This is a genomic window from Myxococcota bacterium (genome assembly GCA_041389495.1).
GTDB lineage: Bacteria > Myxococcota_A > UBA9160 > UBA9160 > UBA4427 > JAWKRT01.
Map to the genome: position 1 here is coordinate 1,069,766 of JAWKRT010000002.1, position 15,306 is coordinate 1,085,071.

Annotated in this window: 11 protein-coding genes; 6 read left to right on the forward strand and 5 right to left on the reverse strand. The window is 76.6% G+C overall.

Annotation, left to right across the window (positions count from 1 at the left end; translation table 11 throughout):
- The first annotated feature begins 25 nt into the window (after positions 1 to 25).
- A complete protein-coding gene (locus R3E88_15425; GenBank protein MEZ4217875.1) occupies positions 26 to 949 on the forward strand; it encodes a mechanosensitive ion channel in 924 nt (307 codons plus the stop codon).
- Positions 950 to 1,009: 60 nt separating this feature from the next.
- Positions 1,010 to 1,564, forward strand: a complete 555-nt coding sequence (locus tag R3E88_15430; protein MEZ4217876.1) for a heme-binding beta-barrel domain-containing protein — start codon at positions 1,010 to 1,012, stop codon at positions 1,562 to 1,564.
- A 2-nt stretch (positions 1,565 to 1,566) separates the two neighbouring features.
- On the opposite strand, the gene R3E88_15435 is transcribed toward R3E88_15430, so the two are convergent.
- A complete protein-coding gene (locus R3E88_15435; protein ID MEZ4217877.1) occupies positions 1,567 to 2,073 on the reverse strand; it encodes a hypothetical protein in 507 nt (168 codons plus the stop codon).
- A gap of 167 nt (positions 2,074 to 2,240) precedes the next feature.
- Between R3E88_15435 and R3E88_15440 the strand changes: the two genes are divergently transcribed.
- Positions 2,241 to 3,008, forward strand: coding sequence for an SDR family oxidoreductase (locus R3E88_15440; protein MEZ4217878.1), 768 nt, complete (start codon positions 2,241 to 2,243; stop codon positions 3,006 to 3,008).
- Between the two features lie 16 nt (positions 3,009 to 3,024).
- Here R3E88_15440 and R3E88_15445 read toward each other — a convergent pair whose 3' ends face one another.
- Together R3E88_15445 and R3E88_15450 are read right to left on the reverse strand one after the other, a co-directional pair.
- On the reverse strand, positions 3,025 to 3,939 hold the full coding sequence (locus R3E88_15445; protein MEZ4217879.1) for a PEP-CTERM sorting domain-containing protein: 915 nt from the start codon (positions 3,937 to 3,939) through the stop codon (positions 3,025 to 3,027).
- 414 nt (positions 3,940 to 4,353) lie between these two features.
- Positions 4,354 to 5,025: a PaaI family thioesterase gene (locus tag R3E88_15450; protein ID MEZ4217880.1), complete on the reverse strand. Its 672-nt coding sequence runs from the start codon at positions 5,023 to 5,025 to the stop codon at positions 4,354 to 4,356.
- A 241-nt stretch (positions 5,026 to 5,266) separates the two neighbouring features.
- Here R3E88_15450 and R3E88_15455 point away from each other — a divergent pair, with 241 nt between their 5' ends.
- From R3E88_15455 to R3E88_15465, 3 genes are all read left to right on the forward strand, one after another.
- Positions 5,267 to 6,805, forward strand: coding sequence for an aldo/keto reductase (locus R3E88_15455; GenBank protein MEZ4217881.1), 1,539 nt, complete (start codon positions 5,267 to 5,269; stop codon positions 6,803 to 6,805).
- Positions 6,806 to 6,887: 82 nt separating this feature from the next.
- Positions 6,888 to 10,040: a PQQ-dependent sugar dehydrogenase gene (locus R3E88_15460; protein MEZ4217882.1), complete on the forward strand. Its 3,153-nt coding sequence runs from the start codon at positions 6,888 to 6,890 to the stop codon at positions 10,038 to 10,040.
- Between the two features lie 77 nt (positions 10,041 to 10,117).
- Positions 10,118 to 11,380, forward strand: a complete 1,263-nt coding sequence (locus R3E88_15465) for a sulfotransferase (protein ID MEZ4217883.1) — start codon at positions 10,118 to 10,120, stop codon at positions 11,378 to 11,380.
- Positions 11,381 to 11,420: 40 nt separating this feature from the next.
- Here R3E88_15465 and R3E88_15470 read toward each other — a convergent pair whose 3' ends face one another.
- Positions 11,421 to 14,396: an autotransporter domain-containing protein gene (locus tag R3E88_15470; protein ID MEZ4217884.1), complete on the reverse strand. Its 2,976-nt coding sequence runs from the start codon at positions 14,394 to 14,396 to the stop codon at positions 11,421 to 11,423.
- Complete coding sequence (locus tag R3E88_15475; protein ID MEZ4217885.1) at positions 14,393 to 15,202, reverse strand: enoyl-CoA hydratase-related protein; 810 nt, start codon at positions 15,200 to 15,202, stop codon at positions 14,393 to 14,395. Before R3E88_15475 ends, R3E88_15470 begins: the two co-directional genes overlap by 4 nt.
- Positions 15,203 to 15,306 lie beyond the last annotated feature (104 nt).

Here is a 15,306-nt window from a genome sequence, read left to right on the forward strand (position 1 = left end):
GCGGCGCGCGACGCGAGGAGGACGCATGGCGAACGAGACGAGCGCACCGGCGGCGGCCGCAGCGCCGCAGGCCGCGGCCGCGCCGGCGGCGCAGACCGGGATTCCCGGCGTCCCGGCCCTCCCGGGCGTCGAGCAGATCGCGGCCGCCGCGTCGCCGGAGGGCGAGGGCGCGCTCGCCTTCTTCGACCCGACCGCGGTGCCCTTCGCGCTGCTCGTCGTCGTCGGCACCGCCGTCTGTGTGCGTCTGCTCCAGCGCGCGGCGAACCGGCTCGCGGAGCGCGCGGTGCGCCAGCGCCTGCTCATCAAGCAGGCCGTCACGCTCGTCGGCTTCCTCGTGTACGGCGTCGCGGGCGTGGTCGCCGTGTCGAGCCTGTTCGAGCTCTCCGCGCAGGCGATCTTCGCGCTGTCGGGGACGCTCGCCGTCGCGGGCGGCTTCCTGCTGAAGGACGTCGCCGAGGCGACCGTCGCGGGCGTCTCGATCCTCGTGAGCCGCCCGTTCCAGGTCGGCGACCGCATCTCGTTCGGCGGCTACTACGGCGAGGTGCGCGACATCGGCCTGCGCTCGGTGCGGCTCGTGACGCTCGACGACAACCTCGTCTCGATCCCGTCGAGCCGCTTCCTGAGCGAGCCCGTCGCGAGCGCGAACGCGGGCGCGCTCGACTGCATGGTGGTGATCCCGTTCTACGTGGCGCCGACCGCCGACCACGAGCTCGCGCGCCGCATCGTGCGCGAGGCAGTGCTGAGCTCGCGCTACCTCTACCTCGGCAAGCCCGCGACCGTGCTGCTGTCGATGCAGCTCGCGAACGAGGTCGGCGCGGTGATCGTCGTGACGGCGAAGGCGTACGTGTTCGATGCGCGTCACGAGAAGAACTTCTCGAGCGACGTCACCGACCGCGTGCTGCGCGCGTTCCGCCGCCACGGCGTCGAGCTGCCCGCGCGCGCGGCCTGAGGCGCCGGGCCGATCCACACCCCGCGCGCCGCGCGCGCGCATCGCGAGGAGAGGGAACGCATGATCGATCCGAGCCTGCTCGGTCCGCTGGCCGCGCTCGCGGGCACCTGGGAGGGCGACGAGGGAGAGGACGTCGCCTACGACCACGACAGCGGCGCGAGCGCGACGAGCCGCTTCCGCGAGCGCATGACGTTCGAGCCGTTCGGGCCGGTCGACAACGGCCGCCAGCTGCTCTTCGGGCTCGACTACCGCACCGTCGCGACGCGGCTCGGAGAGGCGGACCCGTTCCACATGGAGGTCGGCTACTGGCTGTGGGACGCGGCCGCGGGCAGCGTCATGCGCTGCTTCATGGTGCCGCGCGGCGCGACCGTGCTCGCCGGCGGGCCGGCCGCCGCCGACGCGCGCGCGTTCCGCATGCGCGCCGAACGCGGCAGCACGACCTTCGGCATCCTGGCGAACCCGTACCTCGACGAGCGCGCGCGCGTGCTGCGCTACGAGCTCGAGGTTGCGGTCGAGGGCGGCGCGCTCGCGTACCGCGAGGACACGGTGCTCGCGCTCGCCGAGATGCCCGGCGAGTACCACCACACCGATCGCAACCGGCTGCGCCGCGCCTAGCGTCAGCGCGCGCGCGACTCGACGCGGAAGAGCCAGACGCCTCCGTCCGTCGGCGGGAGGTTCTCGTACTTCTCGTGGGCGACGAGCTCGAGGCGCCGCCGCGTCGGGCGGAAGTCCTCGCGCACGAGCGTCACGGGATAGCGGCGGCCGTCGATGCGCAGCACGGCGCGGCCGTCGGCCGCCGCGCGCTCGTGCCAGCGCTTGAACGGCGGGAACGAGAGGCTGCACGGGATCCACGCCTGTCCGCCGTCGACGAGGATCCACGTCGTGCGCGAGCTGCGCTCGCCCTCGAGCGCGAGCTCGACCTCCGCAACGTCCTTCGCGAACGACCAGTCGGCGACGGGCGCGTCGACCCACTCGCCGGAGCGGAGCGCGCCGCCGGGCAGGAAGCCGACCGGGCCGTCGGAGAGCCGCGCGCCGAGCACGACGAGGACCGCGAGCGCGATCGCGCCGAGCCCGACGAGCACGGCGCGGCGCGCCTTCGCTGCGGCAGTCGTCGCGTTCGTCACGGGTGTCCCTCCGTCGCGGCGCGGGCGTTAGGCGCGCGGCGCGCCAGCATGTCGGGCGCGCTCGCGGGCGTCAACCCGCGCGCAGCGCGGGCCGGCGCGGTGCTAGCGTGCGCGTCCGCGAACGCGGCGTGTGCGAACGCGGCGTCCACGCGAGGGGAGGCCGGGCCATGGCGCGCGATCGCTTCGATCTGACGGGGAAGGTGGCGCTCGTGACCGGCGGGAGCCGCGGGCTCGGCCGCGCGATGGTGCGCGCCTTCGCCGAGCGCGGCGCCGACGTCGTCGTCGCGAGTCGCAAGCTCGACGCGTGCGAGGCGCTCGCCGAGCTCGTGCGCGACGAGACGGGCCGCGAGGCGCTCGCCGTCGCGTGCCACGTCGGGCGCTGGAGCGACTGCGACGCGCTCGTCGAGCGCGCCTACGAGCGCTTCGGGCGCGTCGACGTGCTCGTCAACAACGCCGGCATGTCGCCGCTCTATCCGTCGCTCACGGCGATCACCGAGGACCTCTACGACAAGGTGATGAACGTGAACCTGCGCGGGCCGTTCCGGCTCTCGACGCTCGTCGGCGAGCGCATGGCGGCCGGCGGCGGCGGCTCGATCGTGAACGTGTCGAGCGGCGCGGCCGTGATGCCGACGGCCGGCGAGGTTCCCTACGCGGCCGCGAAGGCCGGTCTCAACAACCTGACGGTCGCCCTCGCGCGCGCCTACGCGCCGAAGGTCCGCGTCAACTGCATCATGCCCGGGCCGTTCCTGACGGACATCTCGAACGCGTGGACGCCGGAGATGATCGCGGGCCTCGGCAGCCTCATCCCGCTCGGGCGCGGCGGCGAGGCCGACGAGATCGTCGGCGCCGCGCTCTACTTCGCGAGCGACGCCTCGAGCTTCACGACGGGAGCCGTGCTCAAGATCGACGGCGGCCTCGCGTTCGCGCCGGCCTGAGCGCGCTCCGCCCCGACTAGCGTCCGATGCGGGCGAGCCAGGCCTCGCGGCGGCCGTCGGGCGCGACCGCATCGCCCGCGATCGCGCGGCCGTCGTCGGAGATCGCCGTCGCGCGCAGCAGGTGGAGCCCGCCGAGGTCGACCCCGTGCTCGCGCTCGAGCCACGCGGCGACGTCGACGGCGCGCTCCCGCGCGCTGCCGACGTCGAGCCAGACGACCGCCGCGGTGGAGCGCGCCACGCCGGCGCTCGCGCGTGCCTCCGCGCCGCTCTCGTCCGCGCCGCTCTCCTCCGCGTCGCTCTCTTCCGCGCCGGCGCTCGCGCGCGCGGCGCGCTCGCCGACGGCGATGCGGCCGTCGCCCGACACCGCGCGTGCGCGCGACGCGTCGCCCTCCGCCCCCGCGAGGCGCGCGAGCGCGCGCAGGCCGCGCTCGCGCGTCCATGCGAAGGCGCGTTCTCCGCGCGCGTCGGTCGCGACGCCGACGATCGTGCGCCCGTCGGCCGAGATCGCGAGCGCGCCGCTCGCGAACGCGCCGCCGGGCAGGTCGCCGAGGCCCTCCATGCCGCTCTCCGCGGTGAAGCGGAAGGCCTCGGGGCCGCGCGCCGACGCGCTCTGGCCGACGACGATCGCGCCGTCCGCCGAGACCGCGCGCGCCTCGCCGCCGGGGAGCCCGCCCGGGAGCTCGCCGAGATCCTGCATGCCGCCGTCGCGCGTCCAGCGCCACGGTCGCGACCACGCGCGCGCGCCGCGCAGCGTCTGACCGGCGCCGACCACGACGCTTCCGTCGGCCGACACGTCGCGCGCGCCGTTCGCGAACAGGCCGGACGCGAGATCGCCGAGCCCGTCCATGCCGTCCTCGCGCGTCCAGCGGAAGGCCTCGGTGCCGGCGCCCGACTGCCCGGTTCCCACGACGACGTCGCCGCGCGCGGACACGGCCGCGGCGCGGCTGCGGAGCGCGCCGCCGCGGAGGTCGCCGAGCGCCTCGAGCCCGCGCTCGCGCGCGAAGCGGAACGCCGCGGTGCGTCCTTCGTCGTCGACGACGGACGCGCCGACGACGACGTCGCCGTCCGCCGAGAGGCCCGTCGCCTCGCTCGCGAACGCGCCGCCGGGCAGGTCGCCGAGCGTCGCGAACGCAGCCGTCGGCGCGCGAGCGTCGCGCGCGGCCGCGGGCTCGCCCGCCGGCGCGCGTGCGCCGGCGGCGGCCGCGGGCTCGGCGGCCGTCGCGTTCGCGCCGAGCGCGAGCCCGGCCGCGCCGAGCGCCAGGGCGGCCGCGATGCCGCTGGCGCGCGCGGCGCCGCGGGCGCGCCGCGCGCGGCGCGTGCGCGCGCGCGAGCGCGCGCGGGCCGCCTAACGAGCACGGCCGCGCTCTTCGACCTCGCGGAAGTCGACGCGGATGAAGAGCGCGTTCGCCTCGGCGGTGAGGGTGTCGCCCGCGTGGCACGTGGCGCGCGCGCGCACGTGGCGCGCGCCGTCGTCGACGATCCAGGCGCGCAGCACGAGGTCGGTCTCGACCGGCGTGATGTTGCGGTAGACGACGTCGAGCTTCGCGGTGACGCCGATCGGGGGCGCGAGCATCTGCGCGCCGCCGAGGAGATCGTCGAAGAGCCCGGCGACGACGCCGCCGTGCACGCCGTGCGGCGGGCCTTCGTAGCGGCGCGCGACGCGCACGCGGCCGACGAGCTGCGCGCCGTCCTCCGACAGCGCGACGCGCATCGGGGGTGCGAGCGGATTGAGGCGCCCTCGGAAGGGGCTCATCTGCTCGTAGTGGAGCTTCGCGCCCGCGCGCTCGGGCGCCTCGGCGTCGACGTCGTACCAGCGCTCGCGCACGGGCCCGTCGAGCAGGCTCGCGAGCTCGCTCGCGAGCGCGTGGGCGCGCGCGAGCGTCGCGTCGTCGACGGCGCGGCTCGTCGCGCGCTCGAGCACCTCGCGGAGCGCGTCGGCGAGCGCGCGCTCGCGCGCGTCGGCGTCGTCGGCTTCGGGCGAGGGGAGCGGCGCGCGCTCGTCGGGCCGCGGGCTCACGTGCGCTGCACTCCTCGGGGCTCCTCGCTCGGTCGCGCCGTCGCGTGCGGATGCGTCGGGCCGCGCGTGCGAGCGCGGGTGGCTCGCGTGCGCGCTCCCTCGCGGGCTCGTTCGCGCTCGGCGGCGCGCCGCTCGCGCGGGAGGTCGCATGGTACGATGCGCGCTCGCGGGTTTCGTGCGCGCCGAGCGCGCCGAGCGCGTCGCGGCGAGCGCGCCGCGCACCTGCCGGCGGAGGCGACCGATGACCGACGACTCCTCGCCGCGTTCCCCTTCCGAGCCGACTCCCGCGCCGCCCCCGACGGCCGGCCGGCGCGTTCCGGGCGCACTCGTCGCGCTCGCGTGGGCCGCGTGCGTGGCGGCCGCCTGGGCGGGCCCGGGCGAGTACTGGGCCGCGCGCTTCGAGGGCATCGACCCGGCGCGCATTCCGTACGGAGGCATCTTCGGGTTCGCGGGCGCGCTGCTCGTCGCGCTCGCCATCACGCCGCTGTGGGTTCGCGATCGGGTCGCGGCGGACGGTGCGCCGGCCTCGCCGCGCCGGCGCCTCTTCGTCTTCGCGGGCGGCGTCGCGGCGGGCCTCGTCGCCTCGGCGCTCGGCGCGTTCGCGCGCGTCTTCGGCTGGTGGACGGTGAGCCGGCCCGTGACCGAGGGCGTGCCCGTGCGGCGCACCGCGAAGGAGCGCCTGCCCGAGTGGCGCGACGCGCACATCGCCGCCCATCGACCGCTCGGCCGCACGGGCTTCGCCGTCTCCGACATCGCGCTCGGCTCGGGCGCGCTCGCGTACTCGCCCGTCGGCGCCGCGATCGCCCGCGCGGCGATCGAGCGCGGCGTCAACTACTTCGACACGGCGCCCGACTACGCGGCGACCGGGACGGAGACGCTGCTCGGCCAGGCGATCGCCGGCCGCCGCGACCGCATGTTCCTCGCGACCAAGTTCTGCACGGGGCAGGGCCACCTGCCGGCGGGCTCGAGCGTCGCCGACTACGTGCGCGTCGTGGAGGAGAGCCTCGGCCGGCTGCGCACCGACTACGTCGACCTCGTGCACGTGCACGCCTGCGACAGCATCGAGCGCCTCATGGACCCGAACGCGCACGAGGCGTTCGACCGGCTGCGCGAGCAGGGCAAGGCGCGCTTCCTCGGCTTCTCGAGCCACACGCCGAACCTCGTGGCCGTCGCGAACCGCGCGATCGAGAGCGGCCGCTTCGCCGTCATGATGCTCGCCTATCACTTCGGCGGCTGGAGCGAGCTCGGCTCGGTGATCGACCGCGCGCACGCGGCGGGCATGGGCGTCGTCGCGATGAAGACGCTCAAGGGCGCGAAGCACCGCGGGATGGAGGAGTTCGTCGGTCGCCGCGGCGCGTACTCGCAGGCGGCCTTCCGGTGGGTGCTCTCGAACCCGAGCGTGAGCTGCCTCGTCGCCTCCTTCTACGACCCGCAGCACGTCGACGAATACATCCACGCGTCGGGCAAGCCGCTGCGCGACGACGACGTCGCCCTGCTCGAGGAGTACGACCGCGCGATCGCGGGGACGCACTGCCTCGCGCACTGCGGCGCGTGCCTCGACCGCTGCCCGGAGGGCCTGCGCATCGACGACGTGCTGCGCCACCGCATGTACTTCGAGGACTACGGCACGCAGAAGCGCGCGATGCAGGACTACGCGCGCCTCGAGAAGCGGGCCGACGTGTGCATCGGCTGCAGCGCGCCGTGCGCGGGCGCGTGCCCGTTCGGCATCGCCATCCAGGAGCGCGCGATCGAGGCGCACCGGCTGCTGACGCTCGCGTAGAGCAGCCCGGGGCGCGATCGCAGCGCGGGCGTGGCGTCCGCGCGCGCTTGCCGCGCGCGCGCGCCGGCGCGATCGTTCGCGCATGCGCGCGCGCCCGCCTGCCGCCGTTCCCGTCCCCGCGCGCGCGGTGCGCGCCGCCCTCCTGTGCGCAGTCGCCTCGCTGCTGCTCGTCGCCGCCGCCGGCTGCGCGCCCGAGCGCGACGACGCGCCGGCGCCCGCTCCGACGAGCGGCGACGCCGCGCTCGCGACGCCCGCGCGCGAGCGCGTGCTCGTCTTCGCCGGCGGCGACGGCACCGTGCACGGCGCGACGCGCGCCGTCGCCGACGAGGTCGCCGCGGTCGCGTCCGAGGCGGGGCTGCGCGCGGAGGTCGCGACGGACGCCGACGCGCTCGCGGGCGACGCGCTCGCCGACGCGCGCCTGCTCGCGCTCGTGCACACGTCGGGCGCGAGCTGGGACGCGGCGCTGCGCACGGACGTCCGGCGCTTCGTCCAGGCCGGCGGCGGCGTCGTGCTCGTGCACCCGACGCTCGCCTACCGCAACGACTGGGGGTGGATGCGTCGCCTCGCGGGCACGACGCGCGCGATGCACGGGCCCGAGCGCGTGCGCGACGTGGGCACGCGGGCCGTCGACTCGGGCTGGCACGCGGTCGGCCCGCTGCTCGCCGGGAGCGCGGTCGAGGTCGTCGACCGCGCCGGCGCGCCGCTCGCGTGGCGCCGCACGGTCGAGGGCGCGCGCGTCTTCGCGACCGACTTCGGGCACGACGCGGCGTCGCTCGCGCTCGCGCCGGCGCGCGACGCGCTGCGCAACGGGATCGTCTGGGCGGCGGGCGACGGCGCGCCGCTCGACTTCGCGCGCGCGATGCCGCGCGCGGGCTCGCTCGCGAAGGAGGTGCTCGCCGGGAACGCGCGCGAGCCGATCGCGCTCGCGCTGCTGCCGGGCGGCGGCGCGATCGTCACGCAGCGCCGCGGCGATCTCGCGTCCTGGATGCCGGGCGAATCCGAGCTGCGCGCGGCCGGGCACGTCGATGTCGATGCGGCCTACGAGTACGGGCTGCTCGGCATCGCGCTCGATCGGTCGTTCCCGGAGACGGGCTGGCTGTACGTGCTCGCGACGAAGCCGCGCGACGGCGCGTCGCCGCGCCGCCACCGCGTCGCGCGCTTCGACTGGGACGCGCAGGCGCGCGCGATCGACCCCGCGAGCGAGCGCGTGCTGCTCGAGATCCCGCTCGACGAGGCGGGCGCCATCCACGCGGGCGGTGCGCTCGCGATGGACGGAGACGGCCTGCTGTGGATCGCGACCGGCGACGACACGCAGCCTTCGGGCTCGGACGGCTACGCGCCGCTCGACTTCTCGCCGGGCCGCGAGCGCTTCGACGCCGCGCGCACGGCGGGGAGCGCGGGCGACCTGCGCGGCAAGCTGCTGCGCATCCGCCCGGAGCGCGACGGCACGTACTCGATCCCCGACGGCAACCTGTTCGCAGCGGGCGCGCGCGCGAACGCCGGCGCGGCCGCGCGCGCGAACGGCGCGGACGCGGGCGGCGACGCGCCGGGCGGCCGGCCCGAGATCTTCGCGATGGGCCTGCGCAACCCGTTCACGCTCGCCCTCGACGCGGCCGGGCGCGCCGTGTTCGTCGGCGAGCCCGGCCCCGACGCGTCGCGCGACGACGCCGTGCGCGGGCCGCGCGGCTACGACGAGATCGAGCGCGTCGACGCGCCCGGGAACTTCGGCTGGCCCTTCTTCGGCGGCGACGGCAGCGCGTACGGTCCGGCGAAGCAGCCCGCCGAGGCGCCGCGCAACGCGTCGCCGCACGCCGCGGGGAGCCGCGCGCTGCCGCCCGCGCGCGCCGCGTGGCTCGCCTATCCCTACGCGTGGTCCGCGGACTACCCCGAGCTCGGGCGCGGCGGGCGCAGCGTCTTCGTCGGCGGCGTCGTCGACGACGCGGTGCGCGGCGGGCGGCGCCTGCTCGTCGGCGACTTCATGCGCGAGTCGCTGCACTGGGTCGCGATCGACGAAGGCGGCGCGGCGGCGCGCATCGAACCCGTCGCGCCCGGCGTCGCGTGGAGCTCGCCCGTCGGCGCGGCGATCGGCGCCGACGGCGCGATCTACGTGCTCGAGTACGGGACGGGGTGGTACAGCGAGAACACGGACGCGCAGCTCGCGCGGCTCGTCCCGCGCCCGGACGCGGGCGCGCCGGACGACGCCCGCGCGGCGCCCGATGCGCGCGCGTCGCGCGCCGGCGGCGGCGCCCTCGAGCGCTGGATCGCGCTCGCGGGGAGCGCGTCGTTCCACCGCGACGGCGCGCTCGCGTGGCGCTTCGCGGGCGAGGCGGGCGACGCCGCGCGCGCGCGCGTGCGCGTTCGCTATGTCGAGGAGCGCGGCGACGCGCGCGCCGCCGAGGCGCTCGAGGCGCACGGCTGCGCGAGCTGTCACGTCGCGCTCGCCGCGGGCGAGGCCGGCCCGGGCGCGCCGCCCGGCGTCGACGCCCTGCGCGCTCGCTATGCGGCCCCGACCGATGCCGTGCTCGAGGCGCTCGCCGACAAGGTCGAGCGCGGCGGTGCGGGGAGCTTCGGCGAGGTGCCGATGCCGCCGCAGACGGGCATCGACCGCGCGACGCTGCGGCGCATGCTGGCCCACTGGCTCGCGCCGCGCGCGGCGCCGGCGGTGCACGAGGCCGCGGCGAGCGGCTCGCTCGCGCTGCGCGAGCACGCCGCGCACGTCGTCGACACGCGCGTCGGCCCGCTCGTGCGCGGCGGCTACCGCGTGAGCGTCGAGGTCGACGGCACCGAGCGCGCGTCGCGCCTCGTGCGCGCGCTCCGCTTCCCCGCCGACGAGCACGATGCCGCCGCGGGCGTGCAGCTCGCGCCGGCGGGGGGCGGCGTCGACGCGGTGGTCGCGGTGGAGGAGGGCGCGTGGCTGCGCTTCGACGCCGTCGACCTGCGCGGCGTCGCGTCGATCGACGTGCTCGTCGCGGGCGTCGCGTCGGCCTCGGGCGCGCGGGTGGAGCTGCGCGTCGGCGCGCCCGACGGCGCGCCGCTCGGCGCGCCGCGCGACGTCGACCTGCGGCGCGCGCGGACGGCGCGCGTCGCGTTCCCGGTCGACGCGGCGGCGCTCCCGGGCTCGCCCTCGGCCGGGCGAGCACCCGGCGACCTCTACGTCGTCGTGCGGCGCGGGCGCGCGCGCGAGCTCGCCGGAATCCTCGGTATCGAGGTCGTGCCGCGCGCGCGCGCGCGTTGACGCGCGGCGACCCGCTGACCTAGCGTGCGCGCGCTCGCGCGCCGCCGCGCGCGACGAACGCCGGAGGCACGCATCCCGTGGCAGGCAGGCTCGCGACGATGGCCGAGCGCTATCCGCGCCCCGACTGGGTGCGGCGCGTCAACGCGATGGGCGACTCGCTCGGAGGGCCCGTCGAGGGCGCGCGCCGGCTCGTCCCGATCGACCCGGATGCGATGGTGGAGGAAGCGGTGCGCTCGCTCGGCCTCGCCGGCGACGCGCTCGCGGGCGACTTCGGCGACCCGGGCTGGCGCGCGCGCTTCGACGCGCTCGCGCGCGCCGTGCACGGGAGCCGCATGACGGTGGTCGGGCGCCTGATGACGCGCCAGGAGCTCTTCCGCGCACTGCGCACGCGGCTGCTGCAGAACCGCGCGTGGGCGCAGGATGCGGGCATCGCGAGCGAGCGCATCGAGGCGCCGCTCGTCGTCACGGGACCGGCGCGCTCGGGCACGACCATCCTGTTCGAGCTGCTCTGGCTCGACCCGGGCGTGCGCGCGCCTCTCGCGTGGGAGGCGCTGCATCCGCTGCCGATGCCCGAGGGCGACGCCGAGTCCGTGCGCGTGCGCGCGAGCGAGTGCGAGCAGGAGCTGTGGGCCGACGTGCAGCCCGAGTTCGCCGCCGTCCACGAGCTGCGGTCGGACCTTCCCGTCGAGTGCGTGACGCTCACCCAGCCGTGCTTCGCGGGCACGCACTGGCCGATGATCGGCCAGCTCGAGGGCTTCGCACTCGACCCGGTCGAGATGTACGCGTACGAGAAGCGCGCGCTCCAGCTGTTGCAGCGCGGGCGGCCGCCCGCGACGTGGCTGCTCAAGACGCCGGGCCACCTGATGACGATCGATCTCCTGCTCGGCACGTTCCCCGACGCGCGCGTGATCCAGACGCACCGCGACCCCGCGAAGACGATGCCGTCGACGGTCAGCACCACCGCGATGGTGATGTGGATGCGCTCGAACGACATCGATCTCGAGCTGCTCACGGGCGCGGTGCAGGCGGGCTTCTCGGCGGCGCTCAACGCCGTCGCGCAGCGGCGCGCGGAGGGGAGCCTCCCCGCCGCGCAGTTCGGCGACGTGCACTTCCAGGAGCTGCTGAAGGATCCGGTCGACGCGATCCGCCGCGCCTACGACCAGATCGGCCGGCCCTTCGCCGCCGAGCACGGCGAGCGCATCGTCGCCTATCTCGCGGAGAAGCCGAAGGGGAAGTTCGGCGTGCACCGCTACGCGCCCGAGGACTGGGGCTTCACGGCGAAGGGGCTGCGCGACGACCTCGCGCCCTACCTCTCGCACTTCGGCGTCGCGCTCGAGTAGCCGCGCGCCCGCTGCGCGACGGCGCGCGTCGCGCGCCCGCTCACCAGTACGTGCCGACGCGGATGCCGACCGCGTGCGTCGTGCGATCGGCGTCGAGGCCCACGTCGTAGGCCGCGCGCGCCTCGTAGCCGTTCGCCGTGCGCACCGTCCACGCGACGCCCGCGTTCGCGCCGTTGCGCTGCAGCTCGGCGCCGCGCACGAGCAGGCGCGCCGACGTCGTCTGGCCGACGAGGCGCGCGTCGATCGCGCGGTCGCGGTCGGCCACCTCCTGCTGCCACTCGCCGTAGACCTCGGGCAGGAGCCACACGTCGCGCTCGATCTCGAACGCGGCGCGCAGCCGCGTGCCGGCGCCGACGACGACGGAGTCGAGCCGCTCGCGCGCGACGTCGAGTGACGCCGCGCCCGCGCCGCTCTCCCGGAACGCGTCGCGCTCGACGTGCGCCCAGGCGACGGACGCGTAGGGCTCGACGAGCCACGCGTCGGTCGCGACGAGCTTCGCCGCGGCCTCGAGGCGCACGCCCGCGTCGAGCCCGTCGAACGCGGCGCTCGCGCGCCGCACGTCGGCGCCGACGGCGACGGTGCGATCGCTCTCCATCTTCGAGTACGCGACGCGTCCCGAGAGGCCGAGGCGCAGGCGCTCGCCGGCGACGCCCCCGTAGAGCGCGCCCGTGTACGTGTCCGCCGAGGTCGTGCCGGTGCGGTCGTCGAAGTCGACGTCCGCATTCGCGTAGCCGAACGCGGCGCCGAGGCGCGCGCTCGCGAGCGCGGCGCTCGCGCTCGCCGCGAACGGGCGCCACTCGGCGCCGAGCGCGCCGCCCGCGACCCGCGTGTCGAGCGCGCTCGCGCCGCGCCGGCCGTCGACGTCCGAGAACGAGGCGTACGGCTCGATCCACAGGTCGAAGGGCGCGTGTGCGACGGGCGCGTCGAGCAGCAGGCCCTCGCCGCGCGGGCGATCGGCGCCGAACGCGTCGCTCGCGTCGCGCAGCCGCCCGTGCAGCGTGCGCTCGAAGCGGCGCGCGTTCTCGAGCCGCACCGTCGCGAGCTGCGTCAGCGTCTCGCCCGCGAGCGACTCGAGCGCGCGCCGGAAGTTGCGCGTCGTGAGCGTCGAGAAGCCCTGGAAGAGCGAGAGCAGGTCGCCCGTCGCGGTCGGGAGCTCGGCGTCGATTGCCGCGGCGACGCTCGCCTGCGTCGGCGTCGCGGCGACGCTCGCATAGCTCGCGGCGTTGCTGTTCACGACGAGCTGCACGGAGCCTGGGAGCGTCGTCATCGAGACGTCGAGCAGCGGGAAGTCGTCGGTGAACGCGAGCGCGCCCGTGATCGAGCCGGCGGTGAGCACGGTCGCCGTCTGGCTCGTGTACGTGCCGGGCGCGACGACGAGCTCGAGCGTGCCGCCGGTGAGGCTCGCGGCGTTCGCGACGGCGAGGCGGTCGTTCGCGCCCGCGCCCGGCGCGACCTCGATCTCGAGCACCGAGCCGCTCGCGAATGCGACGGCGTCGACCGCGAGCGTGTCGATCGCCGCGCCCGAGGCGGCTCCCGGCGCGATGCGGCCGGCGTTCGCGACGGCGCCCGCGATCGCGCCGCCGCCGCCGAGCGTCGCCGGCGCGGCCACGCCCACGCCGCTCGTCGCGAGGCTCCCGCCGACGTCGAGCCTTCCGGCGAGCACGTTCGTCGCGCCCGTGTACGTGTGCGCGGCCGCGAGCGCGAGCGCGCCCGCGCCGCGCTTCTCGACGTCGCCCGCGCCCGAGACGGCGATCGACGCGATCGCGTCGGTCGGCTGGTCGAAGACGAGCCGCGCGCCCGACTGCACGAGCGTGTCGAGCGGGAGGCTCGCCGCGCGCACGACGAGGGCGCCGGCGTTCACGCGGGCCGTACCGCCCGCGAGCGCGCTCGCGTTGCCCGCGAGCGTGAGCGTCCCCGCGCCGTCCTTCTCGAAGTCGCCCGCGCCCGAGAGGGCGCGCGCGAACGTCGCGGTGGCGGGCTCGTCGATCACGAGCCTTCCGCCGGCGTCGATCTGCACGTCGCCCGCGATCGCGGCCGCCGCGCCGCGCAGCGTCGTCACGTTCCCGACCTGCGCGCGCGCGAACGAGTTCGCCGCGCCGTTCGGTGCGAGCCGCAGGTCGCCGCCGCCCGTCACGAGCAGAAGCCCGCTGCCGCCGATCGAGCCCGTGTAGGTCGGCGTGCCGATCGGGTTCATCTCGAGCGTGGCGCCCGAAGCGACGCTGATGGCGCCGCGGAACGCGCCGGGCAGGCCGGCGAGCGTGCCCGCGTTCACGGTCGTGCCGCCGCTGTACGTGTTGGCGCCGGCGAACACGAGCCGGTTGGTCGAGTTCTTCACGACGGCGCCCGTGCCGCTGATGATGCCGCCGTACGTGCCGTCGGCGGCGTCGGTGAAGAGGAGCTTCGTGTCGGTCGCGAGGTCGACGTTGCCGGGGAGGCTTCCGATCGCCACCTCGAGCTCGCCCGCCGTGACCTTCGTGCCGCCGGTGAACGCGTTGGCGCCGGTGAGCGTGAGGCGCGCGGTGCCGCGCTTGTCGAGCTTGCCCGCCGCGCCGGAGGCGGCGTCGCGGATCACCTGGTCGAACGTCTGCGCGCTGCGGACGTCGAGCACGAGCGTCGCGCCGCTCTCGAGCGCGATGTCGCCGTCCGCGACCTTCACGTCGATCAGCGTGAGCGTCTGGTTCGGGTCGACGCTCGCGACGAGCATGCCGTCGCCCATCAAGGTGAGCCCCGACGACGCGGTCGTGCCGTCGAGCGAGAGCGTCTGCGCGATGTCGGGGAGCGGCGTCAGGAGCTGGATGGCGCTCGTCGTGCCGAAGCCCTGGAAGACGATGCGGTCGCTGCCCGCGGCGGCGTTCGCGTCCGCGACGCCCTGGCGCAGGCTGCCCGCGCCGGCGTCGTCCATCGTCGTGACGGTGAAGTCGGCGGCGCCGGCGCCGGCGGCCGCGAGCGCGACGGCGGCCGCGAGCGCGCCTGCGATCGCGCGCGGGCGCGCCGCGCCGCGACGCGCGCTCCTCACTCGCTGCCCGGCCAGCGCGGCTTGCGCTTCTCGAAGAACGCGCGCGCGGCCTCCTCCGTCTCGCCCGAGCTCCCGGCCATGATCTGGTTGCGGTTCTCGAGCTGGATCGCCGCCTCGAGGTTCGGCACGTCGAGGTTGGCCCACATGACCTGCTTCGTCGCGAACAGGCCGAAGGGCGAGAAGTCGCAGAGCTCGTCGGCGAGCGCGAGCGCGTCGTCGACGACGCGGCCGTCGTCCGACAGACGCGTGACGACGCCCCAGCGCTCGGCCTCCTCGGCCGTGAACGGGCGCGCCGTCATGATCAGGTCGTGCGCGCGCGCGGCGCCCACGAGGCGCGGGAGCGTGTAGCTCACGCCGATGTCGCAGCCCGAGACGCCGACGCGGATGAACTGCACGCAGAGCTTCGCCGAGCGCGCGGCGATGCGGAGGTCGCAGCCGAGTGCGAGGCCGAGCCCGCCGCCGTAGGCCGCGCCGTTGATCGCCGCGATGACGGGCTGCTGGATGCGGCGCAGGTGCGGCACGAGGCTCGCCATGCGGTTCTGCGCGAGGAGGCCGGCGCGCGGGCCCGACACGCCCTCGACGATCGCGCCGGGGTTCGACTGGTCGACGAGGTCGAGGCCCGCGCAGAACGCGCGGCCCGCGCCCGTCAGCACGACGACGCGACAGCGGTTGTCGCGGTCGATCGCGTCGAGTGCGGCGTGCAGCTCCTCGACGAGCTCCCACGAGAGCGCGTTCAGGCGTTCGGGGCGCGCGAGGCGCAGCAGCGCGACCTGCGGCTTCGGGTACTCGAGCTCGAGCGTGTTCACACGGGGCCTCGTGGCGCGCGCGGCGGGCGGCGCGGCGGAGCGCGTGCGGGCTTCCGCTTCGCGCGGCGGACGGGCATCATGGCACAGCCCGCATCCGGGCAGGA

What these genes read in the sequence shown, in the direction of transcription:
- R3E88_15425 (MEZ4217875.1), top strand. Translation starts at nt 26, where the DNA reads ATGGCGAACGAGACGAGCGCACCGGCGGCGGCCGCAGCGCCGCAGGCC.
- R3E88_15430 (MEZ4217876.1), top strand. Translation starts at nt 1,010, where the DNA reads ATGATCGATCCGAGCCTGCTCGGTCCGCTGGCCGCGCTCGCGGGCACC.
- R3E88_15440 (MEZ4217878.1), top strand. Translation starts at nt 2,241, where the DNA reads ATGGCGCGCGATCGCTTCGATCTGACGGGGAAGGTGGCGCTCGTGACC.
- R3E88_15455 (MEZ4217881.1), top strand. Translation starts at nt 5,267, where the DNA reads ATGACCGACGACTCCTCGCCGCGTTCCCCTTCCGAGCCGACTCCCGCG.
- R3E88_15460 (MEZ4217882.1), top strand. Translation starts at nt 6,888, where the DNA reads ATGCGCGCGCGCCCGCCTGCCGCCGTTCCCGTCCCCGCGCGCGCGGTG.